The 20361-nt window shown below is 71.6% G+C and carries 21 protein-coding genes; 18 read left to right on the top strand and 3 right to left on the bottom strand.

Annotated elements, in window-relative coordinates; genetic code table 11:
- Window positions 1-23: 23 nt before the first annotated feature.
- The gene (locus tag MUN74_RS01815) at window positions 24-770 is read right to left on the bottom strand and encodes a lysophospholipid acyltransferase family protein (RefSeq protein ID WP_244854672.1); all 747 of its coding nucleotides are present in this window, start codon (window positions 768-770) and stop codon (window positions 24-26) included.
- 150 nt (window positions 771-920) lie between these two features.
- On the opposite strand from MUN74_RS01815, the gene MUN74_RS01810 reads away from it, so the two are divergent.
- The 6 genes from MUN74_RS01810 to MUN74_RS01785 all read left to right on the top strand — a co-directional run bounded on the left by MUN74_RS01810 (window position 921) and on the right by MUN74_RS01785 (window position 6563).
- Complete coding sequence (locus MUN74_RS01810) at window positions 921-1559, top strand: 4'-phosphopantetheinyl transferase family protein (protein ID WP_244854671.1); 639 nt, start codon at window positions 921-923, stop codon at window positions 1557-1559.
- A gap of 68 nt (window positions 1560-1627) precedes the next feature.
- Window positions 1628-2719 (top strand): 1-deoxy-D-xylulose-5-phosphate reductoisomerase, encoded by a 1092-nt coding sequence (gene dxr, locus MUN74_RS01805; RefSeq protein ID WP_244854670.1) that lies wholly within the window; start codon window positions 1628-1630, stop codon window positions 2717-2719.
- 45 nt (window positions 2720-2764) lie between these two features.
- A complete protein-coding gene (locus MUN74_RS01800) occupies window positions 2765-4090 on the top strand; it encodes a M50 family metallopeptidase (protein ID WP_244854669.1) in 1326 nt (441 codons plus the stop codon).
- A 157-nt stretch (window positions 4091-4247) separates the two neighbouring features.
- Window positions 4248-5450, top strand: a complete 1203-nt coding sequence (locus MUN74_RS01795) for a sensor histidine kinase (protein ID WP_244854668.1) — start codon at window positions 4248-4250, stop codon at window positions 5448-5450.
- Entirely contained in the window at window positions 5447-6112 is a 666-nt protein-coding gene (locus tag MUN74_RS01790; RefSeq protein ID WP_244854667.1) for a response regulator, read from the top strand. The genes MUN74_RS01795 and MUN74_RS01790 overlap by 4 nt, the downstream gene beginning before the upstream one ends.
- Before the next feature lie 145 nt (window positions 6113-6257).
- Window positions 6258-6563, top strand: a complete 306-nt coding sequence (locus MUN74_RS01785; RefSeq protein ID WP_244854666.1) for an SHOCT domain-containing protein — start codon at window positions 6258-6260, stop codon at window positions 6561-6563.
- Window positions 6564-6651: 88 nt separating this feature from the next.
- On the opposite strand, the gene MUN74_RS01780 is transcribed toward MUN74_RS01785, so the two are convergent.
- Both MUN74_RS01780 and MUN74_RS01775 read right to left on the bottom strand, forming a co-directional pair.
- Window positions 6652-7905, bottom strand: coding sequence for a low temperature requirement protein A (locus tag MUN74_RS01780; RefSeq protein WP_244854665.1), 1254 nt, complete (start codon window positions 7903-7905; stop codon window positions 6652-6654).
- 153 nt (window positions 7906-8058) lie between these two features.
- A complete protein-coding gene (locus MUN74_RS01775; RefSeq protein WP_244854664.1) occupies window positions 8059-9243 on the bottom strand; it encodes an acetyl-CoA C-acetyltransferase in 1185 nt (394 codons plus the stop codon).
- A gap of 220 nt (window positions 9244-9463) precedes the next feature.
- Here MUN74_RS01775 and MUN74_RS01770 point away from each other — a divergent pair, with 220 nt between their 5' ends.
- The 12 genes from MUN74_RS01770 (at window position 9464) to ispG (ending at window position 20359) form a co-directional block, all read left to right on the top strand.
- On the top strand, window positions 9464-10663 hold the full coding sequence (locus MUN74_RS01770; protein WP_244854663.1) for a substrate-binding domain-containing protein: 1200 nt from the start codon (window positions 9464-9466) through the stop codon (window positions 10661-10663).
- A gap of 4 nt (window positions 10664-10667) precedes the next feature.
- A complete protein-coding gene (locus MUN74_RS01765) occupies window positions 10668-11426 on the top strand; it encodes an ABC transporter ATP-binding protein (protein ID WP_244854662.1) in 759 nt (252 codons plus the stop codon).
- On the top strand, window positions 11423-12136 hold the full coding sequence (locus tag MUN74_RS01760; RefSeq protein WP_244854661.1) for an ABC transporter ATP-binding protein: 714 nt from the start codon (window positions 11423-11425) through the stop codon (window positions 12134-12136). The genes MUN74_RS01765 and MUN74_RS01760 overlap by 4 nt, the downstream gene beginning before the upstream one ends.
- Window positions 12136-13011, top strand: a complete 876-nt coding sequence (locus MUN74_RS01755; RefSeq protein ID WP_244854660.1) for a branched-chain amino acid ABC transporter permease — start codon at window positions 12136-12138, stop codon at window positions 13009-13011. The genes MUN74_RS01760 and MUN74_RS01755 overlap by 1 nt, the downstream gene beginning before the upstream one ends.
- Entirely contained in the window at window positions 13008-14099 is a 1092-nt protein-coding gene (locus MUN74_RS01750) for a branched-chain amino acid ABC transporter permease (RefSeq protein ID WP_370647333.1), read from the top strand. The genes MUN74_RS01755 and MUN74_RS01750 overlap by 4 nt, the downstream gene beginning before the upstream one ends.
- Window positions 14100-14160: 61 nt before the next feature.
- On the top strand, window positions 14161-14907 hold the full coding sequence (locus MUN74_RS01745) for a 3-hydroxybutyrate dehydrogenase (RefSeq protein ID WP_244854658.1): 747 nt from the start codon (window positions 14161-14163) through the stop codon (window positions 14905-14907).
- Window positions 14904-15803: an alpha/beta fold hydrolase gene (locus MUN74_RS01740; protein ID WP_244854657.1), complete on the top strand. Its 900-nt coding sequence runs from the start codon at window positions 14904-14906 to the stop codon at window positions 15801-15803. The genes MUN74_RS01745 and MUN74_RS01740 overlap by 4 nt, the downstream gene beginning before the upstream one ends.
- Complete coding sequence (locus MUN74_RS01735; RefSeq protein WP_244854656.1) at window positions 15800-16573, top strand: CoA transferase subunit A; 774 nt, start codon at window positions 15800-15802, stop codon at window positions 16571-16573. The genes MUN74_RS01740 and MUN74_RS01735 overlap by 4 nt, the downstream gene beginning before the upstream one ends.
- Window position 16574: 1 nt before the next feature.
- On the top strand, window positions 16575-17216 hold the full coding sequence (locus MUN74_RS01730; RefSeq protein ID WP_244854655.1) for a CoA transferase subunit B: 642 nt from the start codon (window positions 16575-16577) through the stop codon (window positions 17214-17216).
- A 2-nt stretch (window positions 17217-17218) separates the two neighbouring features.
- A complete protein-coding gene (locus tag MUN74_RS01725; protein ID WP_244854654.1) occupies window positions 17219-18286 on the top strand; it encodes an alpha/beta hydrolase in 1068 nt (355 codons plus the stop codon).
- Between the two features lie 101 nt (window positions 18287-18387).
- Window positions 18388-19155, top strand: coding sequence for a hypothetical protein (locus MUN74_RS01720; protein WP_244854653.1), 768 nt, complete (start codon window positions 18388-18390; stop codon window positions 19153-19155).
- Between the two features lie 73 nt (window positions 19156-19228).
- Window positions 19229-20359, top strand: a complete 1131-nt coding sequence (gene ispG / locus MUN74_RS01715) for a flavodoxin-dependent (E)-4-hydroxy-3-methylbut-2-enyl-diphosphate synthase (protein WP_231432358.1) — start codon at window positions 19229-19231, stop codon at window positions 20357-20359.
- The last annotated feature ends 2 nt before the right edge of the window (window positions 20360-20361 follow it).

The raw sequence follows: 20361 nt of genomic DNA, 5'->3' as shown, positions 1-20361 counted from the left end.
CGAGGCGGTGGTCGTCGAGCGCCTCACATCCGCTCGCGCGGAACGACCTTGTCGGCGAGCTTGGCGAGGGTGCCCTGCGGCGGCGCCTCGTTGTAGACGCCCGCGAGCTCCTGCCCGCTGAGCGCGTGGATGGCGGCCATGATCTCGTCGGTGGCCTGACGGCGCGCGCGGCCGCTCGTCGCGGCGCCGTGTCGGGACACGTCGATGGGAGCGCCGAACTTCACCGTGACCGGGCGCACGCGGGGGAGCTTCGCGCCGACGGGCTGGATCTCCTGGGTGCCGATGAGCCCGACGGGCACGACCGTGGCGCCCGTCATGAGTGCGAGCCAGGCGACGCCCGTGCGTCCCCGGTAGAGGCGCCCGTCGAGCGACCGCGTGCCCTCGGGATAGAGCGCGAACGCGTTGCCGCCCTCCAGGATGCCGCGACCCGCGTCGAGCGCCTCCTGGGCCTGCGACCCGGCGCCGCGTTCGACCGGCACGGCACCGATCGCGCCGAAGAACGTGCGCGAGAGCCACCCCGAGAAGCCGGTGCCGGTGAAGTACGTCGACTTGGCGAGGAACTGCACGGGCCTGGGCGAAGCGAGCGGGATCACGACGCTGTCGACGAACGACAGGTGGTTCGACGCGAGGATGACCGGCCCCGAAGCGGGAACGTGCTCGGCACCGAGGATCTTCGGACGGTAGACGAGCCTGACGAGCGGCTTCAGGATGCCCCGGAAGATCCGGTAGGCGGGACCCTGTCTGACCTGCTTGACCGACGGCGCACTCACCATCCGACCCTAAGGTCGCCGATATGCGACGAGCGGCATATGGCTGCGGGGCGTTCCGAAGGGCTCCCAGTGGGCGCGGGCGGCCGAGCGGCGGACGCCGAGCAGGCCCAGAGCAGGCGCCGAACCGGTCGCATGCGGGAGAATCGGCTCATGGAACCGATCGGCGACGGTGAGCTCATCGAGCTCGCAGGCGGCGACACGCGCGTGCTCGTCGCGACGCGCGGCCGTCGGGGCCCGGCGCCCGACGCCGTGCTCAGGCGGCTCGTCGCGCACGGTTCGGGCGTGCCCGCCGACGACGTCGAGCTCGTGCACCGGTGCGAGGTCTGCGGGAACCGTCACGGGCGGCCCTCGGTCGGATATCCGACGACGCCGACGGGCGCCCCGTGGTTCGTCGATGCCGGGGCCGCCGGCGACGTCGTGGTCGCCGCCGCCGCCACGAGCCGGCGCGTCGGCGTCGGCATCGAGCCCGCCGGCGACGACGTTCGCGAATCGGTCGACGAAGCGGCGCTGCACCCGAGCGAGCGCGCCGGACTGGCGCTCCTCGACGCCCCCGAGCGGGCCCGGGCCCGGGCCGTCCTCTGGGCGCGCAAGGCCGCGTTGCTGCGTGCGATGGGGCACACGGGCTTCGTCGAACCGTCGACCCTCGCCCTCACCTTGCCGGGCGACGACGGCGGCGTCGGCCGCATCGAGCACACCGTGCCCGAGTTCGGGCCGGGCTGGCGGGGTGTGCGGTTCCACGACCTCGCCGTTCCCGAACCGGTGGTCGCGTCGGTCGCCGTGCTCGTCTGATCGGATCCGGTGTCCCGGCGCCTCGTCGTCACCGGGCGATCCCGACGGTCGCGTCCTAGGGTGGACTCGTGCGCAGCGTCATCGTTCTCGGCTCATCAGGCTCCATCGGCGTCCAGGCCCTCGACGTGATCAGGGCGAACCCCCGACGGTTCGAACTCGTGGGCCTCGGCGTCGGCTCGAATCGCACGCTGCTCGCCGAGCAGGCCGCCGAGTTCGGCGTCGAGCACACGGCCGTCGGCATCGACGAAGCCGTACAGCTCGTGCGCGACGTCGACGCCGACGTGGTGCTCAACGGCATCACGGGCTCCGTCGGCCTCGGCCCGACCCTCGCCACGCTCGAACGTGGCACGACCCTGGCGCTCGCGAACAAGGAGTCGCTCATCGTCGGCGGCGACCTGGTCACCCGGCTGGCGAAGCCCGGCCAGATCGTGCCCGTCGACTCCGAACACTCGGCGATCGCGCAAGCGCTGCGCTCGGGCACCGACGACGAGGTGCGCCGGCTCGTGCTCACCGCGTCGGGCGGCCCGTTCCGCGGTCGCAGCCGCGAGTCGCTCACGGGCGTGACCCCGGCCGAGGCGCTCGCGCACCCGACCTGGGACATGGGTCTCGTCATCACCACGAACTCGGCGACCCTCGTGAACAAGGGCCTCGAGGTCATCGAGGCGCACCTGCTCTTCGACGTCGACTACGACCGCATCGACGTCGTCGTGCACCCGCAGTCGATGATCCACTCGATGGTCGAGTTCGTCGACGGCTCGACGATCGCGCAGGCCTCGCCGCCCGACATGCGCCTGCCGATCTCGCTGGGCCTCGACTGGCCGAACCGGGTCGCGGCCGCCGGCCGTCCGATCGACTGGACGAAGGCGCAGAGCTGGACGTTCGAGCCGCTCGACGAGAACGCCTTCCCCGCGATCCGGCTCGCGAAGCAGGTCGGCCGCGCCGGCGGCGAGTACCCCGCCGTCTTCAACGCCGCGAACGAGCAGGCGGTCGCCGCGTTCCACGCGGGGCGCATCGGGTTCCCGGGCATCGTCGACACGGTGCGCGAGGTGGTCGAGCACCACGAGGCATCCGGACCGGTGACCCTCGAGTCGCTCGGGGCCGCCGAATCGGCAGCCCGACGCGCCGCCGATGCTCGCATCGCGCGCTCAGCGGATCGATAGCCCGCGCCCAGCACGCTCCGAGCCGTCGGCAGTACGCTGTCGACCGTGGATTCCGTGCTCGCGTTCGTCATCGGCGTCGCCATCATCGTCGTCGGCCTCGCCCTGTCGATCGGCCTGCACGAGATCGGGCACCTGATACCCGCGAAGCTCTTCGGCGTCAAGGTGACGCAGTACATGATCGGCTTCGGACCGACCGTCTGGTCGCGCCGCAAGGGCGAGACCGAATACGGCGTGAAGGCCATCCCGCTCGGCGGCTACATCTCGATGATCGGCATGTTCCCGCCCGGTAAGAAGGGCGCCGTCGGATCCGACTCGACGGGCTTCTTCCGCGGCCTCGTGCAGGACGCGCGGGACTCGAGCGCCGAGTCGATCACCCCGGGTGACGAAGAGCGCGCGTTCTACCGGCTGCCGGTGTGGAAGCGCATCGTCGTCATGTTCGGCGGCCCGTTCATGAACCTCGTGCTCGCGACCGTGCTCTTCGGCGTGCTGCTCATGGGCTTCGGCGTCAGCCAGGCCTCGACGACGGTCGGCACCGTCTCGGCGTGCGCGCTGCCCGCGACGAGCGAACGCCAGACCTGCGAACCCGGCGACCCGAAGGCACCCGGTGCCGCCGCGGGCATCAAGCCCGGCGACCGCATCGTCGAGGTCGCCGGCGAGCCGATCGACTCGTGGTCGCAGTCGACGACGATCATCCGCGAGCACCCGGGCGACGCCATCCCGGTCGTCGTCGAGCGCGACGGGGCGAAGGTCGTGCTCACCGTCACCCCGATGCTCAGCACCCAGTACGCGATCGGCGACAACGGCCAGATCGTCAAGGATGCCGCGGGCGAACCGGTCACGGTCGACGTCGGGTTCGTCGGCATCGGCGCGGCGAGCGAGACCGTGCAGCAGCCGATCACGGCGGTGCTGCCGGCCGTCGGTGACCAGATGAACGCCGTCGCCGGCGTCATCTTCAACCTGCCGCAGCGCATGGTCGACGTGGCGCAGGCCGCGTTCGGCCCCGAGGAGCGCGACCCGAACGGACCCATGTCGGTCGTCGGCGTCGGCCGGGTGGCCGGCGAGGTCGCGGCGCTCGACAATGTCGCCGTGGTCGACAAGGCCGCCTGGATGGTCGGCATCCTCGCCGCGCTCAACGTCATGCTCTTCGTGTTCAACATGATCCCGCTGCTGCCCCTCGACGGCGGCCACATCGCGGGCGCGCTCTTCGAGGGCATCCGGCGCGGGTTCGCGAAGCTCTTCAAGCGGCCCGACCCCGGCCCCGTCGACCTCGCGAAGCTCATGCCGGTCACGCTCGCCGTGGTCGTCGTCTTCGGTGCGATGAGCGCCCTGCTCATCTACGCCGACATCGTGAAGCCCGTCTCGCTGTTCTGATGCCGGCCGGCGCCCGCCGCGGGCGCCCGCCCACCCCGATGCGACGGCGACGGGGCGTCGGCGCCGGTACCGGTTGACGTGCGTACTCCCGAGGGAGTAGCCGATGAGCCGCCTGGCGGCCGATGCCCGGGCGGAGCAGCGGCGATACGATCGGGCCGTGCCCGAATCGCGCAGCCCCGAGACGTGGAACGGCCGGCCGCCGTGGGCGGGCGGCGGGCCGCCGTGGGCGGGACCCGAGCGCCGCCCGCCCGCCGGCTTCGTGCTCTGGGCGCCCGTCGTCATCAGCCTGCTCGTGCAGCTGCCGGCCGCGATCGGCATCGCGTTCTGGCTGCACCTCGAGCCGTGGCAGGCGGCCGCGCAGATCGCGCTCGCCCTCGCCGGCCCGTTCGCCCTGCTCGCCTCGCGGCGGCTCCCGGGACCCACGGTCGCCTTCGTGAGCCTCGCGGCGCTCGCCGACCTGCTGTTCACCCCCGACGCCGGACCGCCGTACCTGGCGCTCGCGTTCGCGATCGTGCTCGCGGTCGCCCGCGGTGCGGTGGTCTGGGCGGCCGTCTCGGTGGTGACGGCCTGGGCGGCTGCGCTCGCGCTCGGGTCGATGCTCGGGCTCTCGTGGCATCCGTTCCGCATCGCCGTCACGACACTCGCGCTCGCCGCCTGCTTCGGCATCGGATGGTTCGTGCGTTCGCGGCGCACGAGGATGGCGGCGTATCGGGCCGAGGCGGCGCGACGACGGCAGACCGCCGAGGAGCGCGAACGCGTGCGCATCGCGCGCGAGCTCCACGACGTGATCGGACACGCGCTCTCGCAGATCAACGTGCAGGCGAGCGTCGGCCTGCACCTCATGGACCGCGACGCCGAACAGGCCCGCACGGCGCTGGTGAACATCAAGGAGACCTCGAAGACCGCGCTCGACGAGGTGCGGAGCGTCCTCGGTGTCATCCGCGACGGGGACGCGCCGCTCGTGCCGCAGGCCGAGCTCGCCGAGCTGCCCCGCCTCGTACAGGGCCTCACGACCCCCGGATTCGCCGTCGAACTCGACGACCGGCTCGCCGAGCCGCCCGGTCGCGCGGTGCAGTTCGCGGCGTACCGCATCGCGCAGGAAGCGCTCACGAACGTCGTCCGTCACGCCCGAGCCCGTCGAGCGGTCGTCGTGCTCGAGCGCGACGACGGCCGGCTCGTCGTGACCGTCGACGACGACGGGACGGGCGCTGGCGGCGCCGACGGACGTGGCGACGAGGGTCGCGGCATCCTCGGCATGCGGGAACGGGCGGCGCTGCTCGGCGGCTCCGTCGAGCTCGGTGCGAGCCCGCTCGGCGGCACCCGGGTGCGTGCCGAACTGCCCTGGGGAGGTGCGGCATGACCATCACGGTCGCCCTCGCCGACGATCAGCTGCTCGTGCGCGCCGGGTTCCGGGCGCTCCTCGACGCCGAACCCGATCTCGAGGTCGTGGGCGAGGCCTCGACGGGGGAGGAGCTCCTCGCTCTCGTGCGCGCGTCGCCTGTCGACGTCGTGCTCATGGACATTCGGATGCCGGGCGGCGACGGGCTGTGGGCGACCGAGCAGATCGCGGCCGATTCTGCCCTAGCGGGCGTGCGCGTCGTGATCGTCACGACCTTCGAGCTCGACGAGTACGTGGCCCGCGCGGTGCGCGCGGGCGCGAGCGGCTTCCTCGTGAAGGACACCGAGCCGGCCGACCTCATCCGTGCGGTGCGGGTCGTGGCCGCCGGGGAGGCGCTGCTGTCGCCGGGGGTCACCAAGCGACTGCTCGAGCGCTTCGCGACGGGCCTGCGCGATGCCGACGAGGCATCCCTCTCGGTGCTCACCGACCGGGAGCGCGAGGTGCTGCGCCTCGTCGGCCAGGGCCTCACGAACGACGAGATCGCCGAGCGGCTCGTGCTGAGCCCGCTCACGGCGAAGACGCACGTCTCGCGCATCATGCAGAAGCTGCACGCGCGCGACCGGGTGCAGCTCGTGGTCGTCGCGTACGAGACCGGGCTCGTCGCACCCGGCTGGCAGGAGTAGTCGCAGGGCGGCACCGGCCGTGGGCGCCCCTGCTCCCCGGGGAGCAGTCGAAGTGTCTCCGCCGGGCGGATTCGCCCGGGAGCCCGTCTCGCGAGACTCGAATCGACGGTCGAGACGCGACCGCACGAATCAACCGGAGCAACTCATGTTCACGACCCTCGCCGCCACCGCGGCCACCCACGTCGGCCCCTGGGCCGCCGGCTTCGGGTGGATGTTCTTCCTCATCCCGATCTTCTGGATCCTCGTCATCGGGCTCGTCATCTTCCTCGTGAGCCGCAACCGTCGCCGCTACTGGGCGCAGGCCGAGGCGGGCGGATACGGTCCGCCGTGGGCGCGCGGCGCCCGCAGCGCCGAGCAGACGCTCGCCGAGCGGTTCGCCCAGGGCGACATCGACGAGACCGAGTACCGTGCGCGCCTCGAGGTGCTGCGCGCGAACCGGCCGGGCGCCTGAGCCGACACGACGGGGATGTCGCGACCTCGCGTCGCGGCATCCCCGTCGTCGTGCGCGTCGCGTGCGCTCCCCGGGGAGCCGGCGTTCCTCAGCCCAGGATCTCGTCGAGAGCCGCCTTCTGGTGCCGATGGCCGACGGTCTCGTAGCCGACGACGACCACGATCGGGGCGAGTGCCGTGATCACGATGCCGACCGGCAGGCTCGCGCCGACGGAGACCGCGACGACCGCGAGCGCGAGGACGGCGATGCTGCCGAGGAAGAGCCCGATGTGGAAGGTGTCGAACCGGCCCATCAAGAACGTGTACAGCGTGAACAGTGCCGTGAGGAAGATCGCGACCGGCACGACGACGGTCAGGACCGCGGCCACGTCGTCGATGTGCGCCTCGCCGACGATGGCGTTCGCCGCGACGTGGAGGCCGGCCCCGGTGGCCGCGAGCGAGCCGAACACGATCATGTGCCCGTAGCCCCACACATACGAGCGATCGCGGAACCGGGCGAGGAGCTTGCCCGAGGGCATCGTGAAGTACGTCCACCACAGGCCGAAGGCGAGCATCGTGCCGCCGAGGGCGACCAGGCCCGCGTCGAGCGACCACTCGTGCGCCTCCTCGACGACGGCGGAGATGGCGAGGATCGTGCCGAGCACGACCTCGCCGAGCGTGATGATCACGAGCAGGCCGTAACGCTCGGCGATGTGGTGCGGGTGCCACGGCGTCTTGCCGCCACCGCGCTCGGCGAGCGGGGGCACGAGCATCTCGCAGATGCCGAGGAAGAGCCAGATCCACAGAGTGAGCGCGAACGGCAGGTTGACGATGATGAGCACGATCCAGGCGACCTGCACGATGGCGAGGTAGCCCGCATAGCGCAGCGCGGTGCGGCGCGCGGTCGGGTCGTGCCGCGCGACGCGAAGCCACAGGGCGATCGTCGACAGGCGCATGATGACGTAGCCGGCGATGATGACCCCGTTGTCGACGTGCACCCCGCCCTCGACCGACTGGAAGAACGCGGGCATGCCGAGCGCCATGACGAGCACGCCGACCATCTGCACCATCGTCGCGACGCGCACGTAGACGTCGTCGTTGTCGTACGCGCTCGCGAGCCACGTGTAGTTGATCCACGCCCAGCAGATCGCGAACACGGCGAGCGAGAACGCGATGATCGCCGACGAGAAGTGCCCGAGCTCGAGCAGGTGCGCCGCCTGCGTGCCGGCCTGGCTGAACGCGACGACGAACGTGAGGTCGAAGAGCAGCTCGAGCGGCGTCGAGGCGCGATGCTGCTCCGACGGGTCGCGGCCGACCATCCGGCGCAGCCGGTGGTCGAGCGGGGGATGGGCGGGCGTCGTCATGCGCATATCGTCGCACGGCGGTCGGTGGTCCGGTGGCGCACAGCCGGTGGTCGAGTCGCGTGCGGGTCTCGATACGCTCCTTCGTCGCTTCTCGACCACCGGAGTGGGTCCGTCGTTACTCGACCACCGGAGTGGGTCCGTCGCGCCGGTCGATCAGCGGCTGAGCAGGAGCGCCTCGCCCTGACCGCCGCCGCCGCAGAGCGCGACCGCGGCGGTGCCGCCGCCGCGGCGGGAGAGCTCGAGGGCCGCGTGCAGCGCCAGGCGCGCTCCGGATGCGCCGATCGGGTGGCCGAGTGCGATCGCGCCGCCGTGGACGTTGACGCGCTCGAGGTCGAGGTCGAGGTCGCGCGCCGACTGCAGCGACACGGCCGCGAAGGCCTCGTTGATCTCCACGAGGTCGAGGTCGGAGGCGGCGACGCCGCCCTTCTCGAGGGCCGCGGCGATCGCGTTCGAGGGCTGCGAGTGCAGCGAGTTGTCGGGGCCGGCGACCTGGCCGGCGGCGCCGATGAGGGCGAGCCACGGCAGGCCGCGCGACTCGGCCCACTCGCGGCTCGCGACGACGACCGCAGCCGCGCCGTCGGAGAGCGGCGACGAGTTGCCGGCCGTGATCGTGCCCTCGGCGGCGAACGCCGGGCGGAGCTTCGCGAGCACCTCGACCGTCGAGTCGGGGCGCACGCCCTGGTCTTCGCCCACGACGACCGGGTCGCCCTTGCGCTGGGGGATCTCGACGGCGACGATCTCGTCGGCGAAGAGGCCGTCGGCCTGCGCGGCGCCTGCGCGCGCGTGCGAGGCCGCGGCGATCTCGTCCTGCTCGGTGCGACCGATGCCGTAGCGCCCGTTGACCCGCTCGGTCGAGGCGCCCATCGACTCGTGGTCGAACGCGTCGGTGAGGCCGTCGTGCGCGGCGTGGTCGACCATCACCCAGTCGCCGTAGGTCTTGCCCGCACGCGACCCCGGCAGCAGGTGCGGGGCGTTCGTCATCGACTCCTGACCGCCGGCGACGACGACGTCGGCCTCGCCGAGGCGGATCAGCCGCGCCGCATCCGTGATCGCGACGAGCCCCGACAGGCAGACCTTGTTCACCGTGGTCGCCGGCACGCGCCACGGGATGCCGGCGGCGACCGCCGACTGCTTCGCGGGGTTCTGGCCGGCGCCGGCCTGCAGCACCTGTCCCATGATGACGGCGTCGACGTCGTCGGGCGAGACGCCCGAACGCTCGAGGGCGCCGCGGATGGCGGCCGTGCCGAGCTCGACCGCGGACTGCGCGGCGAGGTTGCCGTTGATGCGGGCGAACGGGGTGCGGGCGCCGGCGATGATGACGACGTCGGGCGTGCTCATGGTGTGGTGACTCCTTCGTCAGCAGGTGGGGTGTGCTTCCAGTCTAGGTTCCGCGGGAGGGTGGACGGCCTCCGCGCCGATGTGCAGAAGTGCACATCGAGCCTGCGAATCTCGGCATCGACGGTGCACGCGTGCGCATCGAATACTGGGAGGCGATCACGGGCCGTGCACGTCGCCGGACCCACCACCACAGCCGTTCACCGTTGAGAGGCATACACACATGCGGGTTACGAAGACGTATCTCGCGACGGCCGTCATCGCCGCCGCGTCCATCGCCCTGGTCGGGTGCGCACCGACCACCAGCGCGGGCGGAGGCGATGCGTCGGGCGACGCGGCCCCCGTGAAGGTCGCGATGATCACGAGCCAGTCTGGACCGCTCGCGGCCTACGGCGAGGCCTACACCGCCGGCTTCGAGGCCGGCCTCGACTACGCCACCGACGGCACGGGCGCGGTCGACGGGCGCGAGCTCGACATCGAGTGGCTCGACGACCAGGGCAACCCCGACACCGCCGTCTCGCTCGCCAAGGACGTCATCGGCCAGGGCACGCAGATCATCGCCGGCACGGTCGTGTCGGGCATCGCGACCGCGCTCGCCGAGCAGGCCGAGCAGAACAAGGTCCTCTACATCTCGGGTCCGGCCGCCGCCGACGCGATCACCGGCGCCAACGACTACACCTTCCGCTCGGGCCGCCAGACGTACCAGGACGTCGCGACCGCCGGCACCTTCATCGGCGACCCGGCCGGCAAGAAGGTGGTCGTGTTCGCGCAGGACAACGCCTTCGGCCAGGGCAACCTCGCCGGCGTGCAGGCCGTGCTCGGCGGACAGGGCGCGACGGTCGAGGGCGTGCTCGTCGCCGAGGACGCGACCGAGTTCACCCCGTTCGCCCAGCAGCTGATCGCCGCCTCGCCCGACCTCGTGTTCGTCGCGTGGGCCGGTGCCTCGTCGGGTGCGATGTGGACCGCGCTCGCCCAGCAGGGCGTGTTCGACGCCGTGCCGGTCGTGACGGGTCTCGGCGACGTCGCCACCTACGGCGCCTACGGGGACGCCTCGGGCGACATCTCGTTCCTCAACCACTACTTCGCGGGTGCTGCGGGCACCGACGTCGAAGCGGCGATGATCGAGCACCTCGACGAAGCGGGCGCGACGCCCGACCTGTTCTCGCCCGACGGATTCGTCGCGGCGCAGATGCTCGTGCAGGCCGTGCGCGAGGGCGGCGACTCGGTCGACGGCATGGTCGACGCGCTCGAGGGCTGGACGTTCGACTCGGTCAAGGGCGAGGTCACCGTCCGTGAGGAGGACCACGCCATGATCCAGCCGATGTACCAGGCGAAGCTCGTGCAGGACGGCGACGCCTGGGTGCCCGAACTCGTCGACACGGTCGACGCCGAGACGGTCGCGCCGCCCGTCGCGGGCGAGTGACCCGATGGCGAGCGACCACCTGATGCTCGCCCTCGAGGGGATCGGGCTCCGCATCGGCGGGGCCCGGATCCTCGGGGGCGTCTCGCTCGAGGTGCCCGCCGGGCAGATGCTCGGCGTGATCGGGCCGAACGGTGCCGGCAAGACGACCCTCTTCAACGTCGTCTCGGGCGTCGTGCGACCGACCGCCGGCCGGGTGCTGCTCGACGGCGTCGACGTCACCCGCGAACCGATCCACCGGCGCGCGACAGCGGGCCTCGGCCGCACCTTCCAGACCTCGAGCCTGTTCCCCGAGCTCAGCGTGCTCGAGAACGTGCGGCTCGCCGCTCAGGCCCGCCTCGGCGGGGCCACGAGCCTCGTGCGCATCCCGCGGGCGGGCGATGAGGCGACCAGACGCGCCCTCGACTGCCTCGAGGAGGTCGGTCTCGCACACCGCGCCGACGCCGCGGCATCCGGCCTCGCGCACGGCGAGAAGCGCAAGGTCGAGATCGCGATGCTCATCGCGCAGGACCCGAAGGTGATCCTCCTCGACGAGCCGATGGCGGGCGTCGCCTCGGGCGACGTGCCCGCGCTCACCGAGGTCATCCGCGGGCTCCACCGCGGCGGACGCACCGTGCTCATGGTGGAGCACCACATGGAGGTCGTGCTCGGCCTCGTCGACCGCGTCGCGGTCATGCACCACGGCGAGCTGCTCGCCGTCGACACCCCGGAGGCCGTCATGGCGAACCCCACCGTGCAGTCCGCGTACCTCGGGGAGGCGATGTGACCGAGCCGATCCTCGCCCTCAGCCGTCTCAGCGGGCGCATCGCCGGTCAGCAGGTGATCGAGGACGTGAGCTTCGAGGTGCCGGCGACGGGCGTCACGGCCCTGCTCGGCCGCAACGGCGTCGGCAAGACCTCGACGGTCAAGTCGATCCTCGGCCTCATCGAGCGCACGGGCGAGGTGCGGCTCGCGGGCGAGCGCATCGACGCCCTGCCCACGCACCGCATCGTGCAGCGCGGCGTCGGCTACGTGCCAGAGGACCGCGAGGTGTTCGGCGGACTCACCGTCGCCGAGAACCTCCGGCTCGCCGAACGCGACGCAGCCCCGCGACGCGAGCTCGTCGCGCAGCTCTTCCCCGATCTCGTCGAGCGCCGCGCGCAGCGGGCGGGCACGCTCTCGGGCGGACAGCAGCAGATGGTGTCGCTCGCTCGCGCGCTCGTGAACGACAACCGGCTGCTGCTCGTCGACGAACCGACGAAGGGCCTCGCCCCCCGCATCGTCGATGAGGTCGCCGCAGCCCTCGCCACCGCCGCCGAGACCGTGCCGATCCTGCTCGTCGAGCAGAACCTGCACGTCATCCGCCGCCTCGCCGAGCGGGTCGTCGTGCTCTCGGGCGGTCGAGTCGTGCACACCGGCGCGGCGGTCGACTTCCTGGATGACGAAGCGCTCGTGCAGCGCCACCTCGGCGTGCACGACGCGAGCGAGGCCGCCTGATGAGCACGGTCGTCCTCCTCCTCATCACCGGGCTCGGCCTCGGAGCGCTCTACTTCCTCGTCGCGAGCGGGCTCTCGCTCATCTACGGGCTCATGGGCGTGCTCAACTTCGCGCACGGTGCCTTCCTCACGATCTCGGCGTTCCTCGGCTGGGAGGCCGGGCGTCGCGTCTCCGACGGCACCTGGTGGGGGCTCGCGATCTCGGCCCTCGTCGGCATGGCGGTGGGCGCACTCGTCGCCGCGCTCACCGAGTACTTCCTGATCCGGCGGCTGTACGAACGGCACATCGAGCAGGCGCTCGTCACCGTCGGCCTGTCGCTCGCCGCCGTCGCCCTCTTCGAGGGCATCTGGGGCACCGACCCGATCTACACGGCGAAGCCCGAGTGGCTCACCCAGACGACCGAGATCCTCGGGGCGAAGATCCCGAACGACCGGTTCCTGCTCATCGCGTGCGCCCTCGTGGTGCTCGGCGGCATCGTGCTGTTCCTGCATCGCACCCGGTACGGGCTCATCATCCGCGCCGGCGTCGAGAACCGGCAGATGGTGTCGGCCCTCGGCATCGACGTGCGCCGCTCGTTCACGCTCGTCTTCGCCATCGGCGGGGCGGCCGCGGGCCTCGGCGGCGTGCTCGCCTCGGTCTATTACGGCTACGTGTCGGCGCACCTCGGCAGCGTGCTGCTCATCTTCGCCTTCATCGTGACCGTCATCGGCGGGCTCGGCTCGCTCACGGGCGCGGCCGTGGCCTCGGTGCTCGTCGCCGTGCTGCAGCAGTTCGCCAACTTCTACCTCGGCGGCACGGGCGACCTCGTGGTCGTCGTCGCGCTCGCCGCGGTGCTGCTCGTCCGTCCGCGCGGACTCATGGGGAAGGTCGCATGATGTCGTGGAAGAACCTCCGCCCCGTCGTCGTCGGCGTCGCCGTCGTCGCCGTGCTCGCGATCCTGCCGTTGCTCGCCATCGACGTGCCGGGCGTCCTGCCCGGACCCACCTACACGCCGGGCACGCTGCAACTGCTCGCGTACGCGATGCTCATCGCCGCGCTCGCGCTCGGCTACCGCATGATGTTCGGGCTCGCGGGCCTGCTGTCGTTCGGGCATGCGCTCTTCTTCGCGGCCGGCGCGTACGGCCTCGGCATGACGCTCGACGCGTTCGCGCCGCCGTCGTGGCCGCGCGACGCGATCTTCGTCGTGTCGATCCTCATCACGCTCGTCGGCGGGCTCGTGCTCGCCATGACGGTCGGCGCGCTCGCGCTGCGGGTCACGGGCATCTCGTTCGCGATGGTGACCCTCGCGTTCGCCCAGGCGGGCTCGGTGCTCATCCGCCGCAACCCGGGCGGTGCGACGGGCGGCGACGAGGGGCTGCCGCTCGACATCGACAACGTGCCCGGTGCGTTCGTCGGCGTCGTCAACACCCGCAACCTCTACTGGCTCGCGCTCGCCGTGCTCGTTCTCGTGTACCTCGTGGTGCTGTGGGTCGAGCAGAGCCGAGCCGGTCACGTGGCTGCGGCGACCCGCGAGAACGAGCTGCGCGTGCGCGTGCTCGGACTGCGGCCGTACACCGTCAAGCTCCTGGTCTTCGCGGTCGCCTCGGTGCTCGCCGTGGTCGTCGGCATGGCCTACCTGCTGCTGCAGTCGGGCGCGGCGCCGCGCATCGCCACGGCGGACTTCACGCTGACGCTGCTCGTCATCGTCGTGCTCGGCGGGGTCGGACACCGGTGGGGCGCGATCGTCGGCGGCATCGTCTACACGCTGCTCGACCAACGGCTCACCGCGCTCGCCGGCTCCGACTTCATCGCGGGGCTCCCCGCGGTGCTGCGGGTGCCGCTCAGCGAGCCGCTGTTCATCCTCGGCACGCTCTTCATCCTCGTGGTGATGTTCCTTCCCGGCGGCATCGCCGGCATCCCCGACCGCATCCGGTCGGGTCGCAGGAGCCATCCCGCGGAGCCCGAGACGGCGACCGATGCGTGAGCCCGGGGCATCCCACTCGATTCATGACGCCGCGCGGGGGCGCGGTCCCGAAGGAGGAAACGTGACCGATCTGACCGGGCGACGTGCCGTCGTCACCGGGGGAGCGAGCGGCATCGGCGCGGCCTGCGCGCGTGCGTTCGCGGGCGCCGGCGCGCACGTCGTGATCGCCGACCTCGACGGCTCCGCCGCGGCGGCGCTCGCAGCCGAGCTCGGCGGCGAGGCGTGGGCGGTCGACCTGGCCGACACCGCGGCGCTCGCCGAGCTCTCGCTCGACGCCGACATCCTCGTGAACAACGCCGGCATCCAGCACGTGCGACCGATCGAGGAGTTCGAGCCCGAGCGGTTCGCCTTCATCCTGCGGCTCATGCTCGAGTCGCCGTTCCTGCTCATCCGTGCGGCGCTGCCCGGCATGTACGCGCGCGGGTTCGGGCGCGTGCTCAACGTGTCGAGCGTGCACGGGCTGCGCGCGTCGCCGTTCAAGTCGGCCTACGTCGCCGCGAAGCACGGGCTCGAGGGACTGTCGAAGGTCACCGCGCTCGAGGGCGGTCCGCACGGCGTGACGTCGAACTGCATCGACCCCGGCTACGTGCGCACGCCGCTCGTCGAGAAGCAGATCGCCGACCAGGCGCGGCTGCACGGCATCACCGAGGCGGAGGTGCTGCCGAGGATCATGCTCACCGAGTCGGCCGTCAAGCGCCTCGTCGAGCCCGCCGAGGTCGCGAGCCTCGCCCTCTGGCTCGCCGGACCCGACGCCGGTATGGTGACGGGCGGCAGCTACACCATGGACGGCGGATGGAGCGCACGATGACGAGCACCCCGTTCACCGCGCCGGTCGACGGCGGCGCGATCGCCGGCGGGCAGTGGCATGCGGATGCACCGGGGCTGCCGGTGCTCGCCGTGCACGGCATCACCGCGAGTCACCGGGCGTGGGACCTCCTCGCCGACGGCCTGCCCGAACGGCGCGTCATCGCCCCCGACCTGCGGGGGCGCGGGCGCAGCAACCGGCTGCCCGCGCCGTACGGCCTCGACCAGCACGCCGACGACCTGGCGGCGGTGCTCGACGCGCTCGGTGTCGAGCGGGCCTTCGTGGTCGGGCACTCGATGGGTGCATTCGTCACCGTGCGCTTCGCCGAGCGGCATCCCGACCGGGTCGCCGGAATCGTCCTCGTCGACGGCGGTCTGCCCATCCCGGCACCGCACGGCATCGCGCCAGAGGACCTGCCGGCGCTGCTGCTCGGACCCGCGCTCGAGCGCCTCGCGATGACGTTCCCCGACCGGTCGGCCTATGCCGGCTTCTGGCGGGCGCATCCGGCACTCGGCCCGTACTGGAACGACGCGATCGCCGACTACGTGGACTACGACCTCGTCGGCGAGGCGCCCGAACTGCGCAGCTCGGCGAATGCCGACGCGGTCGCCGTGAACGCGCTCGAGCTCGACGGATCGGCCGGCTACGCGGCGGCGCTCGCCGCGCTGCCCGGCCCCGTCGACTTCTTCCGCGCCCCGCGCGGCCTGCAAGATGGCGCGCCACTGTACGCCGAAGCGCTCGTCGCGGCCGAATCGGCGCGGATGCCGCAACTCGTCGTCCACGAGGTCGACGACGTCAACCACTACACGATCCTCATGACGGCCCCGGGCACCGGTAGCGTGATCGATGTGATCCGCACCCGCATCCAGGCCGCGGAGACACAGGAAGGTGCATCGTGACACTCGACAAAGTCGTCGGGTCCGCCCAAGAAGCGGTCTCCGACATCCCCTCAGGAGCAAGTCTCGCCGTCGGCGGGTTCGGGCTCTGCGGCATCCCGATGGTGCTGATCCAGGCCCTGCTGGACGCAGGGGTCGACGGGCTCTCCGTCGTCTCGAACAACTGCGGCGTCGACGACTGGGGGCTCGGCGTGCTGCTCGCGAAGCAGCGCATCGCCAAGATGACCTCCTCGTACGTCGGCGAGAACAAGGAGTTCGAGCGCCAGTACCTGTCGGGCGAGCTCGAGCTCGAGCTCACCCCGCAGGGCACGCTCGCCGAGAAGCTGCGTGCCGGAGGCAGCGGCATCGCCGCGTTCTTCACGCAGACGGGCGTCGGCACGCAGGTCGCCGAGGGAGGCCTGCCGCGCCGCTACCACGCCGACGGAACGATCGCCGTGGCGAGCCCCGCCAAGCCCGTGCAGACGTTCGAGGTCGCCGGCGAACCGCGGGAGTTCGTGCTCGAGGAGGCGATCACGACCGACTTCTCGCTCGTGCACGCGCTGAAGGCCGACCGGTTCGGCAACCTCGTGTTCGACAAGTCGGCACGCAACTTCTCGCCGCTCGCGGCCATGGCCGGGCGCGTCTGCATCGCCCAGGTCGAGGAGCTCGTCGAGCCCGGCGACCTCGACCCCGACGCCGTGCACCTGCCCGGCGTGTACGTCGACCGCGTGGTCGTCGTCGGACCCGACATCGAGAAGCGCATCGAGCGCCGTACCGTGCGAGAGGTGAACTGAGATGGCCCTGACCCGCCTCGAGATGGCGGCCCGCGCCGCCCGCGAACTCAGCGACGGATCGTACGTCAACCTCGGCATCGGCCTGCCGACCCTCGTGCCGAACTACGTGCCCGAGGGCACGACGATCCTGCTGCAGTCGGAGAACGGCATCCTCGGCGTCGGGCCGTACCCGACCGAGGACGCGGTCGATCCCGACCTGATCAACGCCGGCAAGGAGACGGTCACCGTGCTGCCCGGCGCCGCGTACTTCGACTCGGCCCTCAGCTTCGGCATGATCCGGGGCGGCAAGATCGACGCCGCGATCCTCGGTGCGATGCAGGTGTCGGCCGCGGGCGACCTCGCGAACTGGATGATCCCCGGCAAGATGGTGAAGGGTCCCGGCGGCGCGATGGACCTCGTGCACGGCGCCCGTCGCCGCATCGTGCTCATGGAGCACGTCGCGAAGGACGGCTCGCCGAAGATCGTGGACGAATGCTCGCTGCCGCTCACGGGCAAGGGGGTCGTCGACCGCATCATCACCGACCTCGCGGTCATCGACGTCACGCCCGACGGGCTCGTGCTCGTCGAGTGCGCGCCGGGCGTCACGGTCGACGAGGTCGTCGCCGCGACCGAGCCGCCGCTCGACACGTCCGCGGTCGGGTAGTCGTGGTCGGCACGATCCTGCCGGGCATCCTCGCCCGGCAGGTCGAGACGTCGCGCCTGCGCGCCGGGGTGCTCGAGCGGCCCGCCGCCCCGGCGGCTCCCGGATCACCGCCCGCCGAGACCGTGGTGTTCGTGCACGGCAACGTCTCGTCGTCGCTGTTCTGGCAGCCGGTCATGCTCGCGCTGCCCGAGTCGCTGCACGCGGTCGCGATCGACCTGCGCGGGTTCGGCGACAGCGAGGCGCTGCCGGTCGATGCGACCCGCGGGGTGCGCGACTTCTCCGACGACGTCGCCTCGGTCGTCGACGAGCTCGGGCTCGGCGCGGTGCACCTCGTCGGCTGGAGCATGGGCGGCGGCGTCGCGATGCAGCTGCTCATCGATCGCCCCGAGCTCGTCGCGAGCCTCACGCTGCAGTCCACCGTGTCGCCGTACGGATTCGGCGGCACCCGTCTCGACGGGTCGCTGCTCTCCGACGATGGGGCCGGCACGGGCGGTGGTGGAGCGAATCCCGACTTCGTCGCGCGGCTCGCCTCGGACGACCGCACCGAGGAAGCGCCCACTTCGCCGCTCGCGGTGTACCGGTCGAGCTACGTGGCACCCGGCTTCACCTCCGAGCACGAGGCGATCTGGGTCGAATCGATGCTGACGACCGCGACGGGCGTCGACAACTACCCGGGGGATGCCTCGGGGTCGGCGAACTGGCCCGGCTTCGCGCCCGGCGGACGGGGCGTGCTGAACACGATGGCCCCGACGTGGTTCGACACTTCGGGCATCGTCGACGTCGTGCCGAAGCCGCGCGTGCTGTGGATCCACGGCGCGCAGGACGCGATCGTCGGCGACGCCTCGTTCTTCGACCTCAACCAGCTCGGCAAGGCCGGCGTGATCCCGGGCTGGCCGGGCGACGACGTCGCGCCGCCGCAGCCGATGGTGTCGCAGACCCGGGCTGTGCTCGCTCGGTACGCCGAACGCGGCGGGATGGTGACCGAGGTCGAGCTCGAGGGCTGCGGGCACTCGCCGCACCTCGAGCGGCCGGCGGAGTTCCTCGCGGCCCTCGTCACGCTGATCGGGTGAAACGGAGGAACGTTACCGAATCGTGCTGAGGCGGTACTCCCGCCGCGGCGGAGTCCGACGACAGAATTGCGCAAACGGCTCGGCACGATTCGGAGGAACACATGTCGATCGCTCGCGGGGCAGGCGCACTCGTCGGTCTGGCTCTGGTCGGGGCACTGCTCACCGCCTGCGTGACCGCGACGACCGCGGAACCCTCCGTGTCGACGCTTCCGTCGAGCCCACCCGCAGCACCGGATGCACCTTCGCCGACGCCGGCGATCGATCCGATCGACACCGTCGAGACGATCGTCGTGCGCCCCGAGACGATCGAGCTCCGCGACGACACCGGAGCCGTCGTGCTCGAGCTCGACTACCTCGAGGACGTGCCCGAGGCGATCGCGACGATAGAACGCGTGATCGGCATCGCGCCGGTCAGCGAAGAGCATCCGGCCAGCAACCACCACCCGCCGAGCACGGTCCACCGCTGGGGCGGTCTCGAGATCTGGGAGCAGCGCTACGTCGACTACCAGGCGACGGGCAGTGACTACGTCTACCGGTGGTCGGAGTTCGCCGATCACGAGCGCACACTGGCGCGGCCGGCGTTCAAGGCGGTGCTCATCGGTCCTGACGCTGACGACATCGCGCTCACGACCGACGACGGCATCGTCGCGGGATCCGCGTGGGTCGACCTCGAGGCGACGCCCGAACTGCAGATCAACCCGAGCGGATGCTCGGGGCCCTACCTCGACTACACGGTGCATGAGGAGATATGGCCCGATGGCACGGTGCACGACAAGCGATACGCTGTCGACTTCACGGAGAGTGAAGACGGCACGAGCATCGCCTGGGTTCGAGCACCGGTGCCGATCCACGAAGACGGCTGCGCCTGAGCCGACTCGCGTTCGCGGCGAGCACCCGGCCCGGCGCAACTAGACTGGCCTCGTGCCTGCAGTGAATCTCGGAATGCCCAAAGTCCCTGAGGTCCTGGCCCCCCGACGCAAGTCGCGCCAGATCAAGGTGGGCAAGGTGCTCGTCGGCGGCAACGCCCAGGTGAGCGTGCAGTCGATGACCACGACGCCGACGACGAACATCAACGCCACACTCCAGCAGATCGCCGAGCTCACCGCGTCGGGCTGCGACATCGTGCGCGTCGCCGTGCCGAGCCGCGACGACGCCGAGGCGCTGCCGATCATCGCGAAGAAGAGCCAGATCCCGGTCATCGCCGACATCCACTTCCAGCCGAACTACGTGTTCGCCGCGATCGACGCCGGCTGCGCCGCGGTGCGCGTCAACCCCGGCAACATCCGCAAGTTCGACGACCGCGTCGGCGAGATCGCCGCGCGCGCGAAGGCCGCCGGCGTCTCGCTGCGCATCGGCGTCAACGCCGGCTCGCTCGACCCCCGCCTGCTCGAGAAGTACGGCAAGGCGACCCCCGAGGCGCTCGTCGAGTCCGCCGTGTGGGAGGCCTCGCTCTTCGAGGAGCACGACTTCCACGACTTCAAGATCTCGGTCAAGCACAACGACCCGATCGTCATGGTGAAGGCGTACCGCATGCTCGCCGAACGGGGCGACTGGCCCCTGCACCTCGGCGTCACCGAGGCGGGCCCCGCATTCCAGGGCACGATCAAGTCGGCGACGGCGTTCGGCATCCTCCTCGGCGAGGGCATCGGCGACACGATCCGCGTCTCGCTGTCGGCCCCGCCCGTCGAGGAGGTCAAGGTCGGTCTCCAGATCCTGCAGTCGCTGAACCTGCGCGAACGCAAGCTCGAGATCGTGTCGTGCCCGTCGTGCGGTCGTGCGCAGGTCGACGTCTACACGCTCGCGAACGACGTGACCGAGGGGCTCAAGCACGTGACCGTGCCGCTCCGCGTCGCGGTGATGGGCTGCGTCGTGAACGGCCCCGGCGAGGCCCGTGAGGCCGACCTCGGCGTCGCGAGCGGCAACGGCAAGGGCCAGATCTTCGTCAAGGGCGAGGTCATCAAGACCGTGCCCGAGGCCGAGATCGTCGAGACCCTCATCGCCGAGGCGCAGCGCATCGCCGACGAGATGGGCACCGACGCGCCGGTCGGCGCGCCGACCGTCGTCACCCCCTGACG

It is taken from the genome of Agromyces sp. H17E-10 (assembly GCF_022919715.1).
In the GTDB taxonomy this organism is placed as follows: domain Bacteria; phylum Actinomycetota; class Actinomycetes; order Actinomycetales; family Microbacteriaceae; genus Agromyces.
The sequence above is the reverse complement of the archived record's forward strand: the minus strand, read 5'-3'. Positions and strand labels throughout refer to the sequence as shown.

Excerpts from the sequence above, each read along its gene's own strand:
- MUN74_RS01775 (WP_244854664.1), bottom strand. The coding sequence starts at position 9,243 with ATGAGCACGCCCGACGTCGTCATCATCGCCGGCGCCCGCACCCCGTTC.
- MUN74_RS01780 (WP_244854665.1), bottom strand. The coding sequence starts at position 7,905 with ATGACGACGCCCGCCCATCCCCCGCTCGACCACCGGCTGCGCCGGATG.
- MUN74_RS01750 (WP_370647333.1), top strand. The coding sequence starts at position 13,008 with ATGATGTCGTGGAAGAACCTCCGCCCCGTCGTCGTCGGCGTCGCCGTC.
- MUN74_RS01730 (WP_244854655.1), top strand. The coding sequence starts at position 16,575 with ATGGCCCTGACCCGCCTCGAGATGGCGGCCCGCGCCGCCCGCGAACTC.
- MUN74_RS01790 (WP_244854667.1), top strand. The coding sequence starts at position 5,447 with ATGACCATCACGGTCGCCCTCGCCGACGATCAGCTGCTCGTGCGCGCC.
- MUN74_RS01755 (WP_244854660.1), top strand. The coding sequence starts at position 12,136 with ATGAGCACGGTCGTCCTCCTCCTCATCACCGGGCTCGGCCTCGGAGCG.
- MUN74_RS01770 (WP_244854663.1), top strand. The coding sequence starts at position 9,464 with ATGCGGGTTACGAAGACGTATCTCGCGACGGCCGTCATCGCCGCCGCG.
- MUN74_RS01785 (WP_244854666.1), top strand. The coding sequence starts at position 6,258 with ATGTTCACGACCCTCGCCGCCACCGCGGCCACCCACGTCGGCCCCTGG.
- MUN74_RS01740 (WP_244854657.1), top strand. The coding sequence starts at position 14,904 with ATGACGAGCACCCCGTTCACCGCGCCGGTCGACGGCGGCGCGATCGCC.
- MUN74_RS01765 (WP_244854662.1), top strand. The coding sequence starts at position 10,668 with ATGGCGAGCGACCACCTGATGCTCGCCCTCGAGGGGATCGGGCTCCGC.
- MUN74_RS01720 (WP_244854653.1), top strand. The coding sequence starts at position 18,388 with ATGTCGATCGCTCGCGGGGCAGGCGCACTCGTCGGTCTGGCTCTGGTC.
- ispG (WP_231432358.1), top strand. The coding sequence starts at position 19,229 with ATGCCCAAAGTCCCTGAGGTCCTGGCCCCCCGACGCAAGTCGCGCCAG.
- MUN74_RS01810 (WP_244854671.1), top strand. The coding sequence starts at position 921 with ATGGAACCGATCGGCGACGGTGAGCTCATCGAGCTCGCAGGCGGCGAC.